This is a genomic window from Tenacibaculum sp. TB-53 (genome assembly GCF_059716285.2).
Genome location: NZ_CM202790.1, coordinates 2582132 through 2603997 on the forward strand (window position 1 = coordinate 2582132; position 21866 = coordinate 2603997).

Here is a 21866-nt window from a genome sequence, read left to right on the forward strand (position 1 = left end):
AGCTATAGTTTTATAATTGAAATTTGACAAGCTGTTTCTTTTCGAATCGCTAAATGACTTCCGTTTACACATATATACATTGGGTCTTTTAATGGAGCTATTTGAAGCAACTCTACTTCACTTCCGGGTAAACACCCCATTTCTAATAATTTCAACGGAATTTTATCCAAGCACTCTTCAGATATAATTCCTTTTTCCCCTAAATGTAACGATGCGATAGTACTCAAAAGATATATTTTTAGCTTGCAAATATACTAAAATAGAATCGTTCTAAACAGTATACCAACACAATATTATGATTTATTTAATAGGTTGCTCTCTCTATTTGATGTCTTATATTTGTAGTATGACTTTCGACGATATTCTTGGGCAAGAACATATAAAAAACCACCTACAGCAATCGGCTGAAAATAACAGAATTCCGCATGCACAACTCTTTGTTGGTAAAGAAGGTAGTGGTACTTTACCAATGGCAATTGCCTACGCTCAATTCTTATTATGTAACTTCTCCGATAATGTAGAAGCCTGCAACATTAAATGTAGCAAACTACAGCATCCAGATTTACATTTTGCGTTTCCTGTAACTACAAATGATTCTGTTAAAAAGCACCCAGTTAGTAATTTATTTTTAGATGATTGGAGGTCTTTTATAGAGGAGCAACCTTATGGAAGTTTGTTTAATTGGTTACAACATATTGGTGTTGAAAATAAACAAGGACAAATTGGTGTTGATGAAGCGGAAGACATTGTAAAAAAATTACAGTTAAAATCATACGAAGGTGGTTTTAAAGTAATGATTATTTGGATGGCAGAAAAGATGAACATTGCCGCCTCTAACAAATTATTAAAACTGATTGAAGAGCCACCTAGTAAAACTATTTTCATCCTTATTACTGAAGATGAAGAGCAAATTATTAATACCATAAAATCTCGATGTCAGGCATTGCACTTCCCAGCACTAAGTGAAAGTGACATAGCCAATGCTCTAACACAACAAAAAGAAATATCAGAGAACGAAGCAATAAAGATTGCTCATCAATCAGAAGGGAATTATAACAAGGCTCTACACATTTTAAACAACAATTCAAACGATTTAGTTTTTGAACAATGGTTTATTACTTGGATTAGGGCTGCATTTAGAGCCAAAGGAAATGCCGCTGTTATTCAAGATTTAATTGGTTGGTCTGAAGAAATTGCTAAATCTGGTAGAGAAACTCAAAAACAATTCTTACAGTATTGTTTGCAATTTTTTAGGCAAGCTTTACTTCTAAATTACGGAACGCCAGATTTAGTTTTTTTAGAAACTCAGTCTGCAAACTTCGAACTCGCAAAATTTGCTCAGTTTATTCATAGTGCTAATATCTTAATCATAGAAAAAGAAGTAAGTGACGCACAGTATCATATTGAAAGAAACGGAAATGCTAAAATTATTTTGTTAGATTTATCTATTAAACTAACGCGTCTTCTACACACCAAAGAAGAAAAAATCCAATCTTAATCATGAAAACAAAACACATAATTACCGCACTTATTTTCGGAATACTTTTTGTTGCTTGTAAACAAGAAAAAAAAGGACCGCAATTACAAGAATATTTGGTTGGAAATTGGGAAACAACATATTTGAAAATTGAATATTTAACTGCCAACGAAACCGATAGCACTTCTGTTTTTGAAGACGATTTTAGCAAACCTAATTCAGGAAAAGCACAATCTACCTATAACAGCGATGGTACTTTTTCTGCATGGTTTGTACAAGCCGATGGGAAAAAAGTTGGTGAAACTAACGGTAAGTGGAAAACTAGTGGAGATAGTTTATTTGTTGATTATCCGTATTTAGGAAAGCAAGTACAAGCTTGGTATAAAATTACACAAACTAACAATGGTTTTAGCGCTACCTCTACTTATGACTGGGATAATGATGGAGAAACAGATGATACTTTGCTTATGAGAACTAAAAAAATTGAATTATAAAATTGCGTATTTTCAATAACATATCACTTCGAATTAGAATTTTCCTGTCAATGATACTTTTAGTGCTATTGGCATCAATTTTAATTGTAATGGTTACCATATACCAATACGATGAGCAAACAAAAGATTATAATACTGCACGTTTTGAACGTAAAGAGTTTTCTACAAAACAAGACATTGAAATAGAACTCAAACGCAGAACCACATATCCAGTAACTACTGAGAATTTAGCTAAAATTTTTCAAGATAGAATTTACGATATAGCATACGTTCATAAACTTACAATTTCTATGTATGATATGGATGGAAAGTTGCTAAAATCTTCCATTCCTTATAATTTTGATAAAAAAGAAGGACAAAACCTTCCTAATGAAACTGTTAAAGATTTAGCCAACAACTCAAATCATAAAATTTTAAAAAGTAGAACTGAAAAAGGTATCACTTACCAATCTTCATACACTTACTTAAACGACCCTCGTTTTAAAAGGATTGGAATTTTAGAATTACAAATTGCACAAGATAATGAAGAGCAAAAACATGAACTACGAGAGTTTATTTCTCGTCTATCATTAGTTTATTTGCTAATGCTCATTATTGCCATTGTTTTAGCTTACTTTTTATCAACTTATATTACTAGATCCATTCAAACCATCTCGCAAAAAATAAACGAGACCCGTTTAAATAAGCGTAACGAAAAAATTACTTTAAACTCTGCTAGTTCAGAAATCAATTCGCTGGTTGCCGCTTATAACAACATGATTGACCAGTTAGAAGAAAGTGCTGTAAAACTAGCGCAAAGTGAGCGAGAACAAGCCTGGAGAGAAATGGCCAAACAGGTAGCTCACGAGATTAAAAATCCGTTAACACCTATGCGCTTGTCAGTACAAAGTTTTGAAAGAAAATTCAATCCAGAAGATCCTAATATCAAAGAAAAAATGTCTGAGTACAGCGAAACGCTTATTCAACAAATTGATGTAATGAGTTCTATTGCTTCTGCTTTTTCTGATTTTGCTAAAATGCCTACACAGCGTAGAGAAAAATTGAATGTAGTTGATATCGTTAAACACTCGTTAGATATTTTTACTGAAGATTACATACATTATTTCCCTCAAGAGAGAGAGCTGTATGCAAGTTTAGACAAAACACAGTTGATACGAATTGTCACCAACTTAGTTAAAAACTCAATTCAGGCAATAAAAGACACTGATAAAAATCCTAAAATAGAAGTTAAAGTTGCTTCTGAAGGAAATAGTGTTAAAATAACAGTTTCTGATAACGGAAAAGGTATTAGTGAAGAAAATAAGGAGTTAATTTTCGAGCCTAAATTTACTACTAAAACTAGTGGAATGGGCTTAGGACTATCTATCATAAAAAATATAATTGAAGCGTATGACGGTACAATATCCTTTACTTCAACTAAAGGAGTTGGAACTGTTTTTACTGTAATATTACCTAAAACATAAACATAGTATGAATTTTGAAAATATTTTAGTTGAACAAACTAACGCATTGGCAACTATTACCATTAACCGACCAAAAAAATTAAACGCTTTAAACAAAGCTACTATTGAAGAGCTTCATAATGCTTTTAAAGCCTTGGAAGAAGATGCTAGTATTAAAGTAATTATTATCACAGGTAGTGGAGAAAAAGCATTTGTTGCTGGAGCAGACATCTCTGAATTTGCACATTTCTCTGTTGAAGAAGGAGGAATGTTAGCAAGAAAAGGGCAGGAAATTTTATTTGATTTTGTTGAAAATTTATCAACTCCTGTTATTGCCGCTGTAAATGGTTTTGCTTTAGGTGGCGGACTAGAATTAGCAATGGCTTGTCATTTTAGAGTAGCTTCAGACAATGCTAAAATGGGACTTCCTGAAGTTTCTTTAGGAGTTATCCCTGGTTATGGCGGAACACAACGCTTGCCTCAATTAGTAGGTAAAGGAAAAGCCATGGAGTTAATTATGACAGCAGGTATGATTTCTGCTGATGAAGCTAAAGAAACTGGATTGATAAACCATGTAACTTCGCAAGAAGAATTATTACCTTTAGCTCAAAAAATAGCTTCAAAAATTATGCGTAACTCTTCTGTTGCCATTAGTGCAGCAATTAAAGCTGTAAATGATAATTTTAAAGACGGTGTGAATGGTTTTGAAAGCGAAATTACAGAGTTTGGAAACTGTTTTGGAACTGAAGATTTTAAAGAAGGGACTACTGCTTTTTTAGAAAAACGTAAACCTGAATTTCCAGGAAAGTAATTTTTTTACTAAAGAAACAACTACAAAAAAATAGCATCTAAATTAAAACTTAGATGCTATTTTTACAATAAGGGGATTACATTAATAAAATGGGGGTTATTAACTGAAGCAAATATATACTAAATTCAACAACATCCAAATTTTAACATAAAATTTTTATTAAAATAACATATATTTTACATTCTAAACACAATAAATACTAAATAATTCCATTCCATTCTTTATAGAATTGTTCTAAAAAACCTTCCATATAAGCATGTCTTTGCTCCGCGATTGCTTTTCCTGTTGTAGTATTCATTTTATCTTTTAACAGCAATAATTTCTCATAAAAATGATTAATAGTAGGTGCTGTTGATTTTTTATATTCTTCTTTTGTCATTTTTAAATTAGGAGGAATTTCTGGATTGTACAATTCTCTATTTTTAAATCCACCATAATTAAAACAACGAGCTATTCCAACAGCTCCTATGGCATCTAACCGGTCTGCATCTTGGATAACATTTAACTCAGGAGAAGTGAAACTTTGTTTAAAGTTTCCTCCTTTAAAAGAGATATTGGTGATAATTTTTTCTATATGAGTAATTATTTCTTCTGATACTTGTTGACTTTCAAGAAAAGTTCTTGCTTTTTGCGGACCAACAGTTTCATCACCATTATAAAATTTGCTATCGGCTATATCATGCAACAATGCACCTAAAGAAACCACAAACACATCTACCTTTTCATCTTTTGCAATTAATAAGGCGTTTTTATATACGCGTTCAATGTGAAAAAAATCATGCCCTCCTTCTGCTCCTTTCAAGGTCTCTTTTACAAACTCAGTAGTATTCTGTATTATTTGTTCTCTGTTCATATTTCAAAAATAAAAATCCTGCACTTACAAGCACAGGATTTTAAACGTATTATTATAATTTATAACTAAGCAGTAACCGATGGCTTAACTAAATTGTTAGCTACTAAATATTCTGCTATTTGAATTGTATTAGTTGCCGCTCCTTTACGTAAATTATCAGCAACAATCCACATGTTTAACGTGTTTGGCTGAGATTCGTCTCTTCTAATTCTACCTACAAAAACTTCATCTTTATTATTTGCTAAAATAGGCATTGGGTATACATTATTTTGTACATCATCTTGTACAATAACACCTTCAGTTTGCGTAAGTAACTTACGTACTTTATCTAATTCAAAATCATTTTCAAACTGAACATTTACAGCTTCAGAATGTCCTCCTGCTGTTGGTATTCTAACCGCTGTAGCTGTTACTGCAAAAGAATCGTCTCGTAAAATCTTTTTAGGTTCTTTTACCAGCTTCATTTCTTCTTTAGTATATCCATTTTCTAAAAATACATCACAATGTGGTAATGCATTTCTTCCAATAGGGTGCGGATATGCCATTTCGCCTTCAACTCCCGCTTCTTCATTATCTAATTGACGAACCGCTTTAACACCAGTTCCCGAAACTGATTGATACGTTGAAATTACCACACGTTTCATTTTATACTCTTTGTGTAACGGAGCTAATGCCATTACCAATTGAATCGTAGAACAATTTGGGTTTGCAATGATTTTATCTTCACTGGTTAATACATCTCCGTTAATTTCTGGAACAACTAATTTCTTCGTTGGATCCATTCTCCACGCTGAAGAATTATCAATTACCGTTGTCCCTACTTCAGCAAATTTAGGAGCCCATTCTAAAGAGGTATCTCCACCAGCCGAAAACAATGCAATGTCTGGTTGCATAGCTACTGCTGTTTCTAAACCTACTACTGTATAATTTGTTCCTTGAAACTCAATTTGATTTCCTACTGAACGCTCTGACGCAACAGGAATTAATTCTGTTACTGGAAAATTACGTTCTGCCAATACTTGTAACATTACATTACCTACCATTCCGGTAGCTCCTACCACTGCTACTCTCATTTTTTTGATTTTTGAGTATAAAATTTATTGTTTGTATGCTACAAAGGTTTAAAAAAAACAAATTGGTTGTATCTCTTTTGTTAGAAAAAATACGTTAAAATTTAAAAAATATACCATTTAGGCTTAAATAGTATTGTTTTAAACAGTAAAAATCAAAAAATCAGTACATTTGCACCGGTTTTCTAGAAAAACCACAACATTTTTGTTTAACTTAAAAAAGTATAGCATGCAACTGTACAACAAGTTAAGCGCAGAAGAACGCGCTAAATTAATTGATGATGCGGGTAAAGACCGTATTACTATCTCATTCTATCAATATCATAAGATAGAAAACCCAACTTTATTTAGAAATAAATTATTCCTTGAATGGAACGAACTAGATGTTTTAGGAAGAACATACGTTTCATACGAAGGAATCAATGCTCAAATATCTGTTCCCTCAGAAAACTTTCTAGCGTTAAAAAAACAACTAGATAGTATTTCTTTTTTAAATGGAATTCGTTTAAACGTAGCTATTGAGCACGATAATAAATCGTTTTTAAAACTAAAAGTAAAAGTTCGTAACAAAATTGTTGCTGACGGATTAAACGATGACACTTTTGACGTTACTAACAAAGGAGTCCATTTAAATGCAAAAGAGTTTAATGAAATGCTAGCAGATCCAAATACGGTTTGTGTAGATATGCGTAACCATTACGAAAGTGAAATTGGACATTTTGATGGCGCAGTAACTCCAGATGTTGATACATTTAGAGACTCTTTAGATATTATTGAAGAAGATTTAAAAGACCATAAAGAAGATAAAAACTTATTAATGTATTGTACAGGTGGAATTCGATGCGAAAAAGCTTCTGCCTACTACAAACATAAAGGCTTTAAAAATGTTTTCCAACTTGAAGGTGGAATTATTGAATATACTCGTCAGGTAAAATCAGAAGGTTTAGAAAACAAATTTTTAGGTAAGAATTTTGTTTTTGACCACCGAAGAGCTGAAAAAATTTCTGATGATGTAATTGCCAATTGTCATCAATGTGGAAAACCTTGCGACACACATACTAATTGTGCTAACGAAGGTTGTCACTTATTATTCATTCAATGTGATGAATGTGCTGAGAAAATGGAAAACACCTGTTCTCCTGAATGCCAAAACATCATTCATTTACCTTACGAAAAGCAAAAAGAATTGCGTAAAGGAAAACACGCAAGCAATAAGATATTTAAAAAAGGACGTTCAGAAGCTTTAAAATTTAAAAAGTAATGCAAAAGATTGAGTTAATGGCTCCTGCTGGTAATTTTGAATCGTTACAGGCAGCTTTAGACAATGGATGTGATTCTATATATTTTGGTGTAGAGCAATTAAATATGCGTGCTCGAGCATCTATCAATTTTACCTTAGATGATTTAGAAGAAATATCACGTAGGTGTTCAGAAAAAAATGTTCGTACCTATTTGACTTTAAATACGATTGTTTATGATCATGATTTATCGATTGTAAAAACTTTAATCAAAAGAGCCAAAGAAGCTAATATTACTGCGGTAATTGCAATGGATCAAGCTGTAATTGCCATGGCTAGGGCTGAAGGTATGGAGGTTCACATTTCTACTCAAATTAACATTACCAATATAGAAACGGTTAAGTTTTATGCCATGTTTGCTGACACTGTGGTATTGAGTAGAGAATTGAGTTTACGTCAAGTAAAAAAGATTACCGAACAAATTGAAAAAGAAGAAATCAAAGGACCTTCTGGTCGTTTGTTAGAAATTGAAATTTTTGGTCACGGAGCACTTTGTATGGCTGTTTCTGGGAAATGTTATATGAGTTTGCATTCACACAACTCATCTGCAAATAGAGGAGCCTGCAAACAAAATTGTCGTAAAAAATATACAGTGATTGATCAAGAATCTGGTTTTGAAATGGAATTAGATAATGAGTACATCATGTCTCCAAAAGATTTATGTACGATTGATTTCTTAGATCAGGTTGCTGATGCTGGAATTAAAGTATTAAAGATTGAAGGTCGTGGTCGTGCTCCTGAATATGTTGCCAAAGTAATTAAATGTTACCGTGATGCCATTGACAGTTTATATAATGGAACTTACGATAAAGAGAAGGTGATTAGCTGGATGCAAGAATTGGAAAAAGTGTACAATCGTGGTTTCTGGAACGGGTATTACTTGGGGCAAAAATTAGGAGAATGGAGTAAAGAACCTGGTTCACACGCTACTCAAAAGAAAGTATACTTAGGAAAGGGAATGCATTATTTTCCAAAAGCAGAAGTTGGAGAGTTTAAGATTGAAGCCTACGATTTAGCAATTGGCGATACTATTCTAATCACAGGACCTACTACAGGTGCTCAAGAAATGGAATTAAAAAGCATGTTTGTAAACGATAAAGAAGCACAAACCGCTACCAAAGGCGATGAAGTTACCATGAAATTAGATTTCAGGATTCGTCCATCAGATAAGTTATACAAAATTGTTAAAACTGAATTTGCCAAAAACTAATGGTTGTAATTACCTTACAAAGAAACAAATGTATTGGCTGTAATTATTGTGTGGAGTTAGCACCCGCACAATTTCAAATGTCTAAAAAAGATGGGAAATCGGTTTTACTACATTCTTCTGAAAAAAAAGGTTTCTTTACCATAAAATCACACGACGATAGTATTTTTGAAGCTTCGCACGAAGCCAAGAAAGCATGTCCAGTTAAAATTATTGAGGTAAAACAAGTATAGTTTTAGAGAAAAGACCGCTTCGCTGTTAGAAAAAAGAATCAAGACTAACAAAAAGCTCTCTTACGAGGGCTTTTGTTATTTTTACAGAATGGAATTACAACCTCCTTTTCGTAAAATTATTCATGTAGATATGGATGCTTTTTATGCATCTGTAGAGCAATTGGATAATCCTGAATTGCGAGGAAAACCTGTTGCTGTTGGTGGTAGCGAAGTTCGAGGTGTGGTTTCTGCTGCCAGTTACGAAGCTAGAAAATTTGGAGTTCGTTCTGCCATGAGTGGTGTGTTGGCTAAACAAAAATGTCCGCATATCATTTTTGTCCCTCCAAGATTTGATCGTTACAAAGAAATTTCTTCTAAAATTAGGAAGATATTTTACGATTATACCGATTTGGTAGAACCTCTATCGCTAGATGAAGCTTACTTAGATGTTACTGAAAACAAAAAAGGAAATCCGTCGGCTAGTATGATTGCTCAAGAAATTCGACAACGAATTTGGGAAGAATTAGAGCTACGAGCGTCGGCAGGAATTTCCATCAATAAATTTATTGCCAAAGTAGCTTCAGACATTAATAAACCTAACGGACAGAAAACTATTAACCCAGAAGAAGTTATCGAGTTTTTAGAACAATTACCTGTAAATAAGTTTTATGGAGTAGGTAAAGTTACCGCTGCAAAAATGCACAATCTAGGTATTTTTACAGGCCTAGATTTAAAACAAAAATCATTAGAAGAGCTTTCCAAGTTGTTTGGAAAATCGGGAGTACATTATTACAATATTGTTAGAGGCATTCATAATTCAGCAGTAAAACCTAATCGAATTCGAAAGTCAATCGCTGCTGAAACTACTTTTAGAGAAAATCTATCTTCAGAGGTTTTTATGTTAGAACGTCTTGATAAAATTGCTGACGAACTAGAACGTCGAATGAAAAAATCAAATACTAAGGGAAAAACCGTAACTCTTAAAATTAAATACAGTGATTTTACGCAACAAACACGTAGTAAAACTACCAACCATTACTTACAATTAAAAAAAGAGTTCTACCCAATTGTAAAAGAGTTATTGTACCAAGATACACTTAATAACTCTGTTAGGTTATTAGGAATCTCTTTTAGTAATTTAAATACTGAGAAAACTGAACCTGTTTGGGTACAGTTACGATTTGATTTTTAAAGTATTGGTATTTTCAACGAAACTTTGGTGCCTTTAGGGTTTCCTTCTTTGTCAATTATATCTGTATAAATTAATGAATAATTATTAGCATATTCGTTGGCAAAGTTTCGTAATCGTTCTTTGGTTAAATCTATACCTATAGATCTGCGATTAAGCGACTTGTTTTTTCTAATTTTCATAGCCGCGTCCCTACCAATTCCATTATCTACAATATCAATTTGTATAAATTCGTCTGATATTTTTGTAACTGACAACGAAACTTCTTTTTTTCCTTTCTTAGATGAAAGTCCATGCCAAATAGAATTTTCTAAGAAAGGTTGCAATATAAGTGGTGGAACTTTTATTCTTTCAATATTTACACCTTCATCTACTTTTTCTATATAGTTTACTTCGTTAGATAGTCGAATATTTTCAATACTCATATATAAATTCATTGTTTTTAGTTCTTCACTTAATGTTACCTCCTTTACAGATGAAGATTCTAAAATACTTCGAATTAGTTTTGAAAACTTATTTAAGTAATATACAGCATTTTTCTGCTCATTATTAATAACGTATAGTTTTATTGAATTTAATGCGTTAAACACAAAGTGTGGATTCATTTGAATTCTTAGAGCTTCTTGCTCTAACATTAGTATTTTCTTATCATTATTCAATAAGCGTTGCCTGTAAATTGAGTATAATAACACCCCTAATAAAGCTATTGAAACTAATGCTATAATTAAAACATTTCTATTTCTTAATAGTTTTAATTTAGCTATTTCATTCTCTTTTGCTAGACTCTTTATTTTATTATTACTTACTTCATTATCATACTTATTAATAAGGTTATTAACGTATAAAATGTTCTTATCGTTAAATGTTTTTCTCTCTCCTTCTATAGCTTTTTTATAAAAGCTATATGCTTTTTCATAATTCTTCTTTTTTTCATATAATTCAGATAAATATAGATTAGAATGGTTTACTCCTGATGGAATTTTATGTTTATTAGCAACTTCTAAACTTTCTTCTAAGTATACTTTTGCTTTATCTAAACTATCTAATTTTAATAATACGTTTCCAAATGTAACATAGACATCTGAAGTATAATAATGATTACCAATACCTTCAGAAACAGATACTACTTCGTTTATGTATTTGTATGCCTCCTTATATTTACCCTGTAATAATAAAACCTTGCTAATACTAGTATGACAAATTACCTTACCTATACTCGAATTATTTTCAACATTATATTGTAATGATTTATTATAATGTTCCAAAGCAGCATCTATATCACCAAGGTTTTGGAAAGCAAGCCCTATATTTTGATGATTAATAGCTAAACCTCTTTTATCATTTGTTTTTTCTTGAATTAAAATTGATTTTTTAAACTTTTCTAATGCTAATTGATATTGTTTAAGAGCTAAGTATATATTACCAATACTATTATTTGATATACTAATACTAATTTTAGTATCAACATCAGGAAACTCAATCTTATCAGCTAACTCCAGTGCCATTTGATGATAATTCAATGCACTCCTAATCTTATCTTGTCGTCGATATACTACGCCTATCTGATTTAAGGTAACGATTTCTGCGTTTACATCCTTAATTTCTTTTGATAAATCAAGTGCTCTAATATGGCTTTTTATAGAACTATCAAAAAAAGAATTATTTCGATAATATTTACCTAACAAGTTATAGGCATGTATTTCCCCTAATTTATAACCTACTTTTTTACTTTTATTTAAAAGAAAAGTTATTTCTTCTTCCTCAAAGTTTTTACGTTTAAAAAGGCGCTGTAAGTCATAATAATTATCTATTTTTTTTTCAGTAGCTAATTTAATTAAACTATCTATTGTGTTTTTGTCTCTTTGTGAAAAACCCAAAAAAACAATGAAAAATAAAAAGGTTGTAATTATTAATTTTTTCATTTAAAACTTCTCAAGAAAATCAGATTTTCTCTGTCTAGAAACAGGAATCTTATGGTTATTTTCTAACACAACATAGCCGTCAGACTTCAAAAATTCTTTTATTTTATTCAAGTTAATAATATATGAGTTGTGTATTCTAAAAAAATGATCTTCGGGGAGTAATTGATTTATTTCTTTTAGTTTTTTTGTTACTACTATTTTTTTATTAGTTCCTGTAGTATATATTGTTGAATAATTACCGTCAGATTCTACAAATAAAATCTCATCTTGAGCTAGAAAAACTAATTTTCCATCAGTATTAATGGTAATCTTTCTTCTATTAAATTTTTTATTAAAACTTGATAATATTTTTTCTACCTTTTCAGTATTATTATTCTTCTTATAATGTTGTTTAATTCTTCCTATTGTTTCTTCCAAATCATCGGAATCAATAGGTTTCAGCAAATAATCTATAGCTTGGTTTTTTAAAGCCTTTATAGCATACTCATTATATGCTGTAGTAATGATTATAGCGAAATTTTTATTCTCTAATTTTTCTAGTAATTGAAACCCATCCATCGTAGGCATTTCAATATCTAAAAAAAGACAATCGATAGTATTCTCGTTAATAAATTTAATTGCTTTTTCTGCTATTGTAAATGTTTCTATGATTTCTATATCATTTTCAAAGGTTGACAATTCCCAAGAAAGTCCTTGTATTGCTTTAGGTTCATCATCAACTATAACTGCTCTCAACATTTTATATACATTTGTACCAAATGTAACAGATAATATTTTAAAAAAGAAATGTCAAGCATAGCTTTTGTTACAAAAAATTAAAGCTAAATGATTTCTGTATATATTTTTTACCATTTACACATAAAAGCACACCATTTATACATCCTTTACTCTAAAAAAGATTCTTTTATATGATATTTGTAGTGTAATACACAAGGGGAATCATATTGATAAATTGGGGGATTAATCAATAATGATATTAAGTTATAAAAACACCACTTTAAAGTGGTGTTTTTTTATATATAAATTTCAATGTTCGTTTAATTTACATGCACAAAAAAAGCTCAACTAAATTTAAATTTAGTTGAGCTTTTTATCTTATCCTAATCAGTTAGTTTCCTAAGCCTCAAATGGAGTAACAGAAACGTATGATTTATTATCTCTTTTCTTTTGGAATTTTACAACACCATCAACTTTAGCATGTAAAGTATGATCTTTTCCCATGTAAACATTTTCACCTGGATTGTGTTGAGTTCCTCTTTGACGAACAATAATGTTACCTGCAATAGCAGCCTGTCCTCCAAAAATCTTTACTCCTAATCGTTTCGATTCTGATTCACGACCGTTCTTCGAACTACCGACACCTTTCTTATGAGCCATCTTTGTAAGTTTTTAAAGTTAATTATTTACTTAATGCTTCAATTAATTCTGCTTTCTTTAAAGAAGTGTATCCTGAAATACCTTTTTCTTTAGCTAAAGCTTTTAATTCTGCAACAGTCATTGAACTTAAATCTGTCGATTCTTCTTTAACCTCTGTTTTAGGAGTTTCTTTTTTAGCTGCTGCCTTTTTAACTCCTGATGCAGAAATTCCTTCGATTTGGATTTCAGTTAAATACTGTCTGTGTCCATTTTTCTTTTTGTAACCTTTTCTTCTTTTCTTTTTGAAAACGATTACCTTATCACCTTTTAAGTGACCTAAAATCTTTGCAGTTACTCCTGCACCTTCTATAGCTGGGGCGCCAATAGTTACGTTTCCTTTATCTTCAATAAGCATTACATTATCAAAAGTTACTTTTGATCCTTCTGCTTCTGGTAAACGGTGTACGTATACTTTTTGGTCTTTTGCTACTTTAAATTGCTGCCCTGCTATCTCTACGATTGCGTACATACTATTTGTTTTGCGTTTATACTTTATTCACACTTTCTTAATAAAAATGCGGGTGCAAATATACATTTTTTACTTCAAAAAAAAATGTATTACTCAGAAAATTACTCTTTTAAGATAAAAAAGTTTAATTTTTATTGTTTTGAGTGTAACAATTACTATAACTTCACGTCACATACACGAAAATATTAAAAATTAAACTTTAATCAATGAGAAAAAGAGTTATCACTCTAGCTTCAGCTTTTATAGCATTTCATTTTACGTATGCTCAAAAAGTTGATTTTGAAGAGTATGATTTAAGCAATGGAATGCATGTTATTTTACATCAAGATAATACAGCACCAGTAGTAACAACATCTGTTATGTACCATGTAGGCGCGAAAGATGAGCAACCAAATAGGACAGGAATGGCTCACTTTTTTGAGCATTTATTATTTGAGGGTACAAAAAACATAAAAAAAGGAGAGTGGTTTAAAATAGTTTCCTCTAATGGAGGTACTAATAATGCTAACACTACCGATGATAGAACTTATTATTACGAGGTTTTTCCTTCTAATAATTTAGAATTAGGCTTATGGATGGAGTCTGAACGCTTATTACACCCAATTATTGGTCAAGAAGGTGTAGATACACAAAATGAGGTTGTAAAAGAAGAGAAGCGCTTACGTGTAGACAACCAACCTTACTCTCGTTTTTTAGAAAATGTTAAGAAAAACATGTTTAAAAAACATCCATATAAGGGAACTACTATAGGTAAGATGGAGCATTTAGATGCTGCTACCTTAGAAGAATTCTTAGCATTTAATAAAAAATATTATGTTCCAAACAATGCTACTTTGGTAGTTGCAGGAGATTTTGAGCTTAAAGAAGCTAAACGACTTATAAAAGATTATTTTGAGCCTATACCTAGAGGTAAAGATATAGTAAGAAATTTTCCGAAAGAAGACCCTATTACAAAAGAGTTTTTTGCCAAAGCTTACGACCCTAACATTCAAATACCTGCAATTATGGCTGCTTATAGAACTCCTTCTATGAAAACCAGAGATGCTAGAGTGTTAGATATGATTTCTACTTATTTAAGTGGTGGAAAAAGCTCTGTACTTTATAAAAAATTAGTTGATACTAAAAAAATAGCTTTACAGGCTGGTGCAATAAACCTAAGTCAAGAAGATTATGGGACCTATATTTTATTTGCACTTCCGCTAGGAAATAACTCTTTACAAAGTTTAGTAAAAGAAATTGATGAAGAGGTTGTAAAACTTCAAACAAATTTAATTTCAGAAAAAGATTATCAAAAGCTACAAAATAAATTTGAAAACAACTTTGTGAATGCAAACTCAAGTGTAGAAGGTATTGCTAATTCATTAGCTCGCTACAATGTATTGTATGGTGATACTAATTTAATAAATACTGAAATTGATATTTATAGATCAATTACACGTGAGGAAATTAGAGACGTAGCAAAAAAATACTTAAACACTAACCAACGTTTGGTAATGGAATATTTACCAGAATCAAAAAAATAATTCAGTAATAAGACATTCAATATGAAAAAAATAATAATAGCAGCATTAGCAGTTGTAAGCATGTCTTTTGCTGTAAATGCTCAAATAGATAGAAGTGTACAACCAAAGCCAGGGCCAGCTCCTAAAATTAAGTTAGGGAAAGCCGAAAAGTTCAAATTAAACAATGGTTTACAAGTAATTATGGTTGAAAACCATAAATTACCAAGGGTTTCTGCTTCATTAACAATTGATAACCCTATTTATTTAGAAGGTGATAAAACAGGTGTTTCTCAGGTTATGGGAGACATGCTAGGTAACGGCACAACAAATATGCCTAAAGATGAGTTTAATGAAAGGGTTGATTACCTTGGAGCAAATGTTTCTTTTAGAAGCAATGGAGCCTCAGTAAGATCATTAACAAAGTATTTTGGAGAGGTTTTAGGTTTAATGGCTGACGGGGTTAAAAACCCTAAATTTACACAAGAAGAGTTTGATAAAGTAATTGAACGTACTTTAGAAGGAATTAAATCTAACGAAAAAAGTGTAGAAGCTGTTGCTAGAAGGGTTGAAGATGCTTTAGTATATGGTAAAAATCATCCGTATGGCGAGTTCATAACTAAAGAAAGTATTAAAAATATTACACTACAAGATGCAAAAAACAATTATAACACCTACTACAAGCCAAATAACGCATACCTTGTAATAGTTGGAGATATTAACCCTACTGAGACTAAAAAATTAGTTAAGAATTTATTCAGCGATTGGAAAAAAGGAACCATACCTACCACTAGCTACAATGTACCTACCAATGTTGAAACTACTGAAATTAATTTTATAAACATGCCAAATGCAGTACAATCTCAAGTAGCTGTAATTAACACAGTTGATTTAACATTAGGTGATAAAGATTATTACGCAGCTCTATTAGCAAATAATATTTTAGGAGGCGGTGGTACTGCACGTTTATTCATGAACTTGCGTGAAGATAAAGGCTATACATACGGGTCTTATTCGAATCTTTCACAAGATAAAAATAAAAATGCTGGTGTTTTTAAAGCAAGTGCAGCTGTAAGAAATATAGTTACAGATAGTGCTGTTGTAGAAATTCAAAAAGAAATTAATAAAATTCGTTATCAAAAAGTAACACCTGAAGAATTAAAAAATTCAAAAGCTGAATATATAGGTAGTTTTGTACGTAATGTTCAAAAACCATCTGTAGCAGCGAATTTTGCATTAAATATTGCTCGTTATAATTTACCAAACAATTTTTATGAAAAATATTTAGAAAATATCAACTCTGTTACTTTAGACGATGTACAAAACGCAGCAATTAAACATTTCAGAGGAGATAAAGCTCGTATAATTATTACAGGTAAAGGAATTGATGTTTTAAAGAACTTAGAAAAAACATCAGAATATAAAATAAATTATTTTGATGCGTATGCTAACCCTACTAAAAAACCTGAAATGAGCTTACCTATTCCTGAAGGAACTACAGCAAGTTCAGTTATTAACAATTACTTTAAGGCTATTGGAGGATTAGATAAAGTAGGAAACGTGAATTCTTTAATGATTTCTTCTGAAGCAAAAGTTCAAGGAATGCAATTAAGTTTAGTCCAAAAAAGCGCTACACCTAATAAATCTTCTGTAGTCGTTTCTATGATGGGCAACGTAATGCAAAAAGTAATTTTTGACGGAACTAAAGGATATCAAGAAGTTCAAGGTCAGAAAAAAGAAATGACAGGTGAAGATTTAGAAGAAGTTAAAAACACTGCTGCTCCTTTTGCTGACAAAGCTTATAAAACAGGCACTTTGGACAGAATTGAGCCTATAGACGGAAACAATGCTTATGTGATTAAACATGGTAAAAAAGAAATCTTTTATGATGTAAAATCTGGGTTAAAGGTTAAAGAGGTTAAAACCGCTAAAGGACCACAAGGAGAAATGAAAGTACCTGTTGTTTTTTCAGATTACAAAGAAGTAAATGGAATTAAATTCCCTCATAAAATGATTCAAAAGAATGGACCAATGACTTTTGAGTTCATCACGAAAGAAATTAAAATTAATGAAGGGGTTTCTGACGCTGATTTTAAATAATAGTTAGACTTAAATCTATAAAAACTAAAAAAAGAGCCAAAATATTATATTTTGGCTCTTTTTATTTAAGTCATTTTTAAAATTATCTTGCTTTATTTACCAACCAAACTCCAAGCAGAATAATTCCTCCCGCTAACAACTGAATTAAACTTAATTTTTCTCCATCAATAATTCCCCACATTACAGCAACTGCTGGAATTAAATATGTTACAGAAGCTGCAAAAACAGGAGATGATAAATGCACCATTTTATTAAATAACACTTTTGCTACTCCTGTACCTACAACAGCTAATATTGCTACATAACCCAATGCAGAAGTTGTTTCTGCTGTTATTGCAAAAGTTGAAAAAAAGCCAGAAAACGCTAAAACCATAAATGCTGGAACAGTAAGCACTACAAAATGTCCAACTGTTATTGCTAAAGCATCCAAATCAAATAAGTATTTTTTTATTGTATTAACGTTAAAAGCATAACCTATTGACGCAACTACTACTAATAATGCATACCAGTAATTTTGGTTAGGATTTAACTCTGCTCCTTTTAAAATTAAAATTAAAGTACCTATTAAACCTATTAAAATTCCAACTAATTGTTTCTTTTTAAAAGAAAACCCAAAAACTAATGCTCCAAAAACAAAAGTGTTAAAAGGGGTAAGCGAATTTAAAATAGCAGCTATTGAGCTATCTATTCCCTGTATTGCAAATGCGAATAGAAATACAGGAAAAAAAGTTCCTAAACCAGCCGTAATTATCACATACTTCCAGTGTTTTTTTTGAATTCTTTTTAAACTCTTAAACCCAACTAACAATAAAAAAAATGCTGTAATTAACATTCGTAAAGCACCTACCTGAATTGGAGTTAATCCTATCAAGGCTTTTTTCATTAAAATAAAAGAACTTCCCCAAACTAGCGAAAGCACAATTAAAAACAACCATTTTTGTTGTTGATTATTCATTTTCAATAATTTTAAGCACAAAAGTCGTTTATTTCTATTTTTAATTTTGATTTTATTGATAAATTTGCTGAATAACTCAATAAATAAAAATGATGAAAATTCAGAAAATACTATTTGCTTTAGTTATCGTAAGTTTTTTAGCTGTTGGATGTAAAAATGAAGCTAAAAAAGAGGAGGTTACTCAAGAACAAAAAACTGAAATTGCTGCTAATGCTAAAGAACTTTCTTTAAGTATTTCAGGAATGACTTGTGAAATAGGATGTGCTAGAAAAATAGCTTCTGACTTAAGTAAGAAAGAAGGCGTTTTAGAAGCAAACGTTGTTTTTAATGATAGTATTGCAACTATTAAATATGATGCTAACAAAACAAACAAAACTAATTTAATTGCTTTTGTTGAAGGAATTGGTAGCGGTGACATGTACAAGGCTTCAGAGATTACAAAAAAAGAAGAAGAATAACCTTGCTACATCTTAATTTGGCGTAAATAAGATTCAATTTAAACAATATCGAAAGCTCCTTAATAAGGAGCTTTTTTTATGCCTTTTAAGTATCTTTGCTAAAACTTTTCGTCAGATGAAGAAACATTTTCCTCTCATTGTAAAAATCTCGTTGATTGCTGTATATGTTATTTTTCTAGCCGGTTCTGTTGTTCGTATGACAGGTTCAGGAATGGGGTGTCCTGATTGGCCAAAATGTTTCGGGTATTACATCCCACCAACTTCTGAAGAAGAAATTACTTGGCAACCTAATTACGAGTACAAAAAAGGAATGATCATCGTAAAAGATGAAGCCTTATTTGTCGCTGGTCATAACATAAAAACCACTGATGAATTTAACGCTAACAACTGGGAAAAGTACACCAAACACGATTACGCTAAATTCAACAAATTTCATACTTGGACAGAGTATATTAACCGATTGAGCTCTGCTCTCGCGGGTATTCCTTTTCTATTTTTAATTTTTGTTTCTGTTAAATTTTGGAAAGAAAACAAACAAATAACTCTTTTATCATTCGGAGCTTTCTTTTTAATGTTGTTTGAAGCGTGGCTTGGTAAAACTGTAGTAGATTCTAACTTAAAACCAACAATTATCACCATTCATATGGTTGGAGGTTTAGTTATTGTTGCTTTATTATTATGGCTGCTTTACATCGTTTCCGATCGAAAGAAAACATCTTACAAATACAATTCATTATTTAGTAAGTTAGTAATTCTTTCAGCTATATTTTCGCTAATACAAATTGCTTTAGGAACACAAGTACGCCAATTTATTGACGAACAAGTAAAACTACACGGATTTGAAAACAAGCACTACAGCTTAATGGATCCTAACCTTAAATTTTATATTCATCGTTCGTTTACTATTGCTATTGTATTGGTAAATCTTGGATTATTCTACTTAAATCAAATAAAAAATTTAGGATATAAACTAGTAAATTGGATAGTTTTCTTAATCTTTTTAGAAACGATTACAGGTATTTTAATGTACTATGCAGAATTCCCTTTAGGCACGCAAGCTGTACACTTATTATCAGGTGCTATTTTATTCGGATTACAATTTTATTTATGGCTACAATCTAGGAAAGTAACGATTCAATAGCTTAATCTTTCCATTCCAACGTCTCCATCATATGAATCATATCTTTTTTAATATATTCAACTGCTGGTAAAATAGAATCGTAATTTGGTTTGGTATAAAAGAATAAAGACCCTTTTAAAAAGTGTTTAGAGCTATCTGTTGCGTGAAACTGCACTTGTGATGCAGCATTCCCTAAAATTTGGTATAAACTTCCGTAAACTTTTGTATTTGGATTTGCATATTCTACTGGAGCAGTAATTTGATCTGCTTTAATAGCATGTTCAAATACTAGTTTTTCAGATTCTATTAATAACTCTCTTAAATTTCCTTCAATAGGGCGATATGTGATATCTACCGATGCTTTTAAACTTGGATACTCAATTTTTATCCAGCCTTTCGGTAAATCTTTGGTTTGAGCTATTTGAGCTATTTCAAACGCATATGGTTTATTTAAATTTTCTTTTTTATAAACCTTATCAGGATACTCTAAACTTAGATAACCTTTTGGCTTAGGTAAGGTTTCCTCACCACAACTTATTAAAAATATTGCTGATATCAGCAAAGAGAGTTTACGCATTTCGGGTAACTTTTACTTGTTTTATACGTTTTTTAGCCAACGCTTCAATAGTAAACGTATAATTACTAAAGTTTATTTTTTCACCTTTTTTTGGAAATTTACCTGAGACTTCTAAAATAAAACCTGCTATAGTTTCACTTTCTCCTTTAGCCTCTTCAAATTTTTCCTCATCTTCATCTTCTAAGACACGGCAAAAATCTTTAATAGTTATTTTTCCTTCAAAAATATAATTATTTTCATCAAGTTTCGAGTAAGTGAGGTCTTCATCGTCAAATTCATCATTGATATCACCTACTATTTCTTCTATTACATCTTCTAATGTTACAATTCCGCTTGTACCACCGTACTCATCGACTACAATTGCCAAATGTTTTTTCTTTTCTTGAAACTCTACTAGCAAATCATCTAGTTTTTTATTTTCTGGCACAAAAAATGGTTCCCTCAACAACTTTTGCCACTTAAACATTTTCTTACTCAAGTGCTCTAATAAATCTTTAGCATATAAAACTCCAGTAATATTATCAATACTTTCATGATATACTGGATTTCTTGAATATCCGTTTTTTAAAATAGTTTGTAACACCTCTTCGTAACTAGTATCATCTGCTATTGCACACACATCTGTTCGAGGCTTCATAATTTGTACCGTTTCAGTATTCCCAAAACTTACAATCCCTTCTAAAATCTTTTGTTCTTCTTTAGTCGTTGCGTCATCAGATGTTAACTCCAATGCTTGTGACAAACGCTCTACAGAAAGGTTATTATTCTTATTGCCAAGCTTGTTTTCAACAACACTTGTTAATCTAATAAGCGGTAAACTTAAAGGTGTAAGTAAAGTGTTTAATGCTAAAATAGGTTTTGCCATAAACTCTGCAAACTGTAATGATTTTCTACTAGCATATACTTTAGGTAACACTTCACCAAATAATAAAATTAAGAAAGTAACAAGAATCACTTCTACCAAAAACCTCAAAACATCTGATAAACCAATAAAAAACACTCTACCAATACTTGCAAAGAGTAATACAATAAGAATATTAATAAAGTTATTTGTTATTAAAATGGTCCCTAATAACTTTTTAGGATCTTGAAGCAGTTTTACTACGGTATTTTCTTCTTTGGTGTTTGTTGACAACTCATCTAATTCTGTTTGTGAAATTGAAAAGAAAGCAACTTCAGTTCCTGAAACTAATGCAGAACAAATCAATAATAAAAGTAACAACAAACAGTTGATAGCAGTCAACCAATCAAAACTTGATAATACTAAAAGTAAAGGTTCGGGTTCTGGGTCCAATTT

The 21866-nt window shown here is 31.2% G+C and carries 22 protein-coding genes; 12 read left to right on the forward strand and 10 right to left on the reverse strand.

From position 1 onward, the window contains the following. Positions 1 to 2: 2 nt before the first annotated feature. Positions 3 to 227: a FeoA family protein gene (locus AC3VJB_RS11840; RefSeq protein ID WP_047787963.1), complete on the reverse strand. Its 225-nt coding sequence runs from the start codon at positions 225 to 227 to the stop codon at positions 3 to 5. Positions 228 to 346: 119 nt separating this feature from the next. Here AC3VJB_RS11840 and AC3VJB_RS11845 point away from each other — a divergent pair, with 119 nt between their 5' ends. The 4 genes from AC3VJB_RS11845 to AC3VJB_RS11860 are packed head-to-tail and all read left to right on the forward strand — an operon-like array spanning position 347 to position 4224. After that, positions 347 to 1498: a DNA polymerase III subunit gene (locus tag AC3VJB_RS11845; protein ID WP_497667182.1), complete on the forward strand. Its 1152-nt coding sequence runs from the start codon at positions 347 to 349 to the stop codon at positions 1496 to 1498. Between the two features lie 2 nt (positions 1499 to 1500). After that, positions 1501 to 1971 carry a hypothetical protein gene (locus tag AC3VJB_RS11850; RefSeq protein ID WP_047787965.1) on the forward strand — a complete coding sequence of 157 codons (471 nt, stop codon included), beginning with the start codon at positions 1501 to 1503 and terminating at the stop codon, positions 1969 to 1971. Positions 1972 to 2021: 50 nt separating this feature from the next. Then, entirely contained in the window at positions 2022 to 3434 is a 1413-nt protein-coding gene (locus AC3VJB_RS11855; protein WP_167712700.1) for a sensor histidine kinase, read from the forward strand. A 7-nt stretch (positions 3435 to 3441) separates the two neighbouring features. Continuing rightward, entirely contained in the window at positions 3442 to 4224 is a 783-nt protein-coding gene (locus AC3VJB_RS11860) for an enoyl-CoA hydratase/isomerase family protein (protein WP_167712698.1), read from the forward strand. A 199-nt stretch (positions 4225 to 4423) separates the two neighbouring features. Here AC3VJB_RS11860 and AC3VJB_RS11865 read toward each other — a convergent pair whose 3' ends face one another. Further along, entirely contained in the window at positions 4424 to 5077 is a 654-nt protein-coding gene (locus AC3VJB_RS11865; RefSeq protein WP_167712696.1) for an HD domain-containing protein, read from the reverse strand. 65 nt (positions 5078 to 5142) lie between these two features. Further along, entirely contained in the window at positions 5143 to 6150 is a 1008-nt protein-coding gene (locus AC3VJB_RS11870; protein WP_167712694.1) for an aspartate-semialdehyde dehydrogenase, read from the reverse strand. 226 nt (positions 6151 to 6376) lie between these two features. On the opposite strand from AC3VJB_RS11870, the gene trhO reads away from it, so the two are divergent. The 4 genes from trhO to dinB all read left to right on the forward strand — a co-directional run bounded on the left by trhO (position 6377) and on the right by dinB (position 10056). Continuing rightward, positions 6377 to 7408, forward strand: coding sequence for an oxygen-dependent tRNA uridine(34) hydroxylase TrhO (gene trhO, locus AC3VJB_RS11875; protein ID WP_497667183.1), 1032 nt, complete (start codon positions 6377 to 6379; stop codon positions 7406 to 7408). Next, the gene (locus AC3VJB_RS11880) at positions 7408 to 8655 is read left to right on the forward strand and encodes a peptidase U32 family protein (protein WP_159611114.1); all 1248 of its coding nucleotides are present in this window, start codon (positions 7408 to 7410) and stop codon (positions 8653 to 8655) included. The genes trhO and AC3VJB_RS11880 overlap by 1 nt, the downstream gene beginning before the upstream one ends. Continuing rightward, the gene (locus AC3VJB_RS11885) at positions 8655 to 8885 is read left to right on the forward strand and encodes a ferredoxin (protein WP_281980141.1); all 231 of its coding nucleotides are present in this window, start codon (positions 8655 to 8657) and stop codon (positions 8883 to 8885) included. Before AC3VJB_RS11880 ends, AC3VJB_RS11885 begins: the two co-directional genes overlap by 1 nt. 88 nt (positions 8886 to 8973) lie before the next feature. Next, a complete protein-coding gene (dinB, locus tag AC3VJB_RS11890; protein WP_159508809.1) occupies positions 8974 to 10056 on the forward strand; it encodes a DNA polymerase IV in 1083 nt (360 codons plus the stop codon). Here dinB and AC3VJB_RS11895 read toward each other — a convergent pair. The 4 genes from AC3VJB_RS11895 to rplU form a co-directional block, all read right to left on the reverse strand. Further along, positions 10053 to 11975 (reverse strand): tetratricopeptide repeat-containing sensor histidine kinase, encoded by a 1923-nt coding sequence (locus AC3VJB_RS11895; RefSeq protein ID WP_159611116.1) that lies wholly within the window; start codon positions 11973 to 11975, stop codon positions 10053 to 10055. The genes dinB and AC3VJB_RS11895 overlap by 4 nt on opposite strands. Continuing rightward, on the reverse strand, positions 11976 to 12713 hold the full coding sequence (locus AC3VJB_RS11900; protein ID WP_047787975.1) for a LytR/AlgR family response regulator transcription factor: 738 nt from the start codon (positions 12711 to 12713) through the stop codon (positions 11976 to 11978). 378 nt (positions 12714 to 13091) lie between these two features. Next, positions 13092 to 13352, reverse strand: coding sequence for a 50S ribosomal protein L27 (gene rpmA / locus AC3VJB_RS11905; RefSeq protein ID WP_028891690.1), 261 nt, complete (start codon positions 13350 to 13352; stop codon positions 13092 to 13094). Positions 13353 to 13374: 22 nt separating this feature from the next. Then, positions 13375 to 13860, reverse strand: a complete 486-nt coding sequence (gene rplU / locus AC3VJB_RS11910; RefSeq protein ID WP_047787976.1) for a 50S ribosomal protein L21 — start codon at positions 13858 to 13860, stop codon at positions 13375 to 13377. Positions 13861 to 14066: 206 nt separating this feature from the next. Between rplU and AC3VJB_RS11915 the strand changes: the two genes are divergently transcribed. After that, on the forward strand, positions 14067 to 15383 hold the full coding sequence (locus AC3VJB_RS11915; protein ID WP_497667184.1) for a M16 family metallopeptidase: 1317 nt from the start codon (positions 14067 to 14069) through the stop codon (positions 15381 to 15383). A 21-nt stretch (positions 15384 to 15404) separates the two neighbouring features. After that, positions 15405 to 17459, forward strand: a complete 2055-nt coding sequence (locus AC3VJB_RS11920; RefSeq protein ID WP_159611117.1) for an insulinase family protein — start codon at positions 15405 to 15407, stop codon at positions 17457 to 17459. Positions 17460 to 17541: 82 nt separating this feature from the next. Here the strand turns inward: AC3VJB_RS11920 and AC3VJB_RS11925 are convergent, their stop codons facing one another. Continuing rightward, positions 17542 to 18414: a DMT family transporter gene (locus AC3VJB_RS11925; protein WP_239178268.1), complete on the reverse strand. Its 873-nt coding sequence runs from the start codon at positions 18412 to 18414 to the stop codon at positions 17542 to 17544. 89 nt (positions 18415 to 18503) lie between these two features. Between AC3VJB_RS11925 and AC3VJB_RS11930 the strand changes: the two genes are divergently transcribed. Next, positions 18504 to 18872 (forward strand): cation transporter, encoded by a 369-nt coding sequence (locus AC3VJB_RS11930; RefSeq protein ID WP_231128367.1) that lies wholly within the window; start codon positions 18504 to 18506, stop codon positions 18870 to 18872. A 115-nt stretch (positions 18873 to 18987) separates the two neighbouring features. After that, positions 18988 to 20013, forward strand: a complete 1026-nt coding sequence (locus tag AC3VJB_RS11935; RefSeq protein ID WP_047787981.1) for a COX15/CtaA family protein — start codon at positions 18988 to 18990, stop codon at positions 20011 to 20013. A gap of 1 nt (position 20014) precedes the next feature. Here AC3VJB_RS11935 and gldD read toward each other — a convergent pair whose 3' ends face one another. Continuing rightward, positions 20015 to 20569, reverse strand: a complete 555-nt coding sequence (gene gldD, locus AC3VJB_RS11940; RefSeq protein WP_073182305.1) for a gliding motility lipoprotein GldD — start codon at positions 20567 to 20569, stop codon at positions 20015 to 20017. Next, positions 20562 to 21863, reverse strand: a complete 1302-nt coding sequence (gene gldE, locus AC3VJB_RS11945) for a gliding motility-associated protein GldE (RefSeq protein WP_497667185.1) — start codon at positions 21861 to 21863, stop codon at positions 20562 to 20564. Before gldE ends, gldD begins: the two co-directional genes overlap by 8 nt. Between the last annotated feature and the right edge of the window lie 3 nt (positions 21864 to 21866).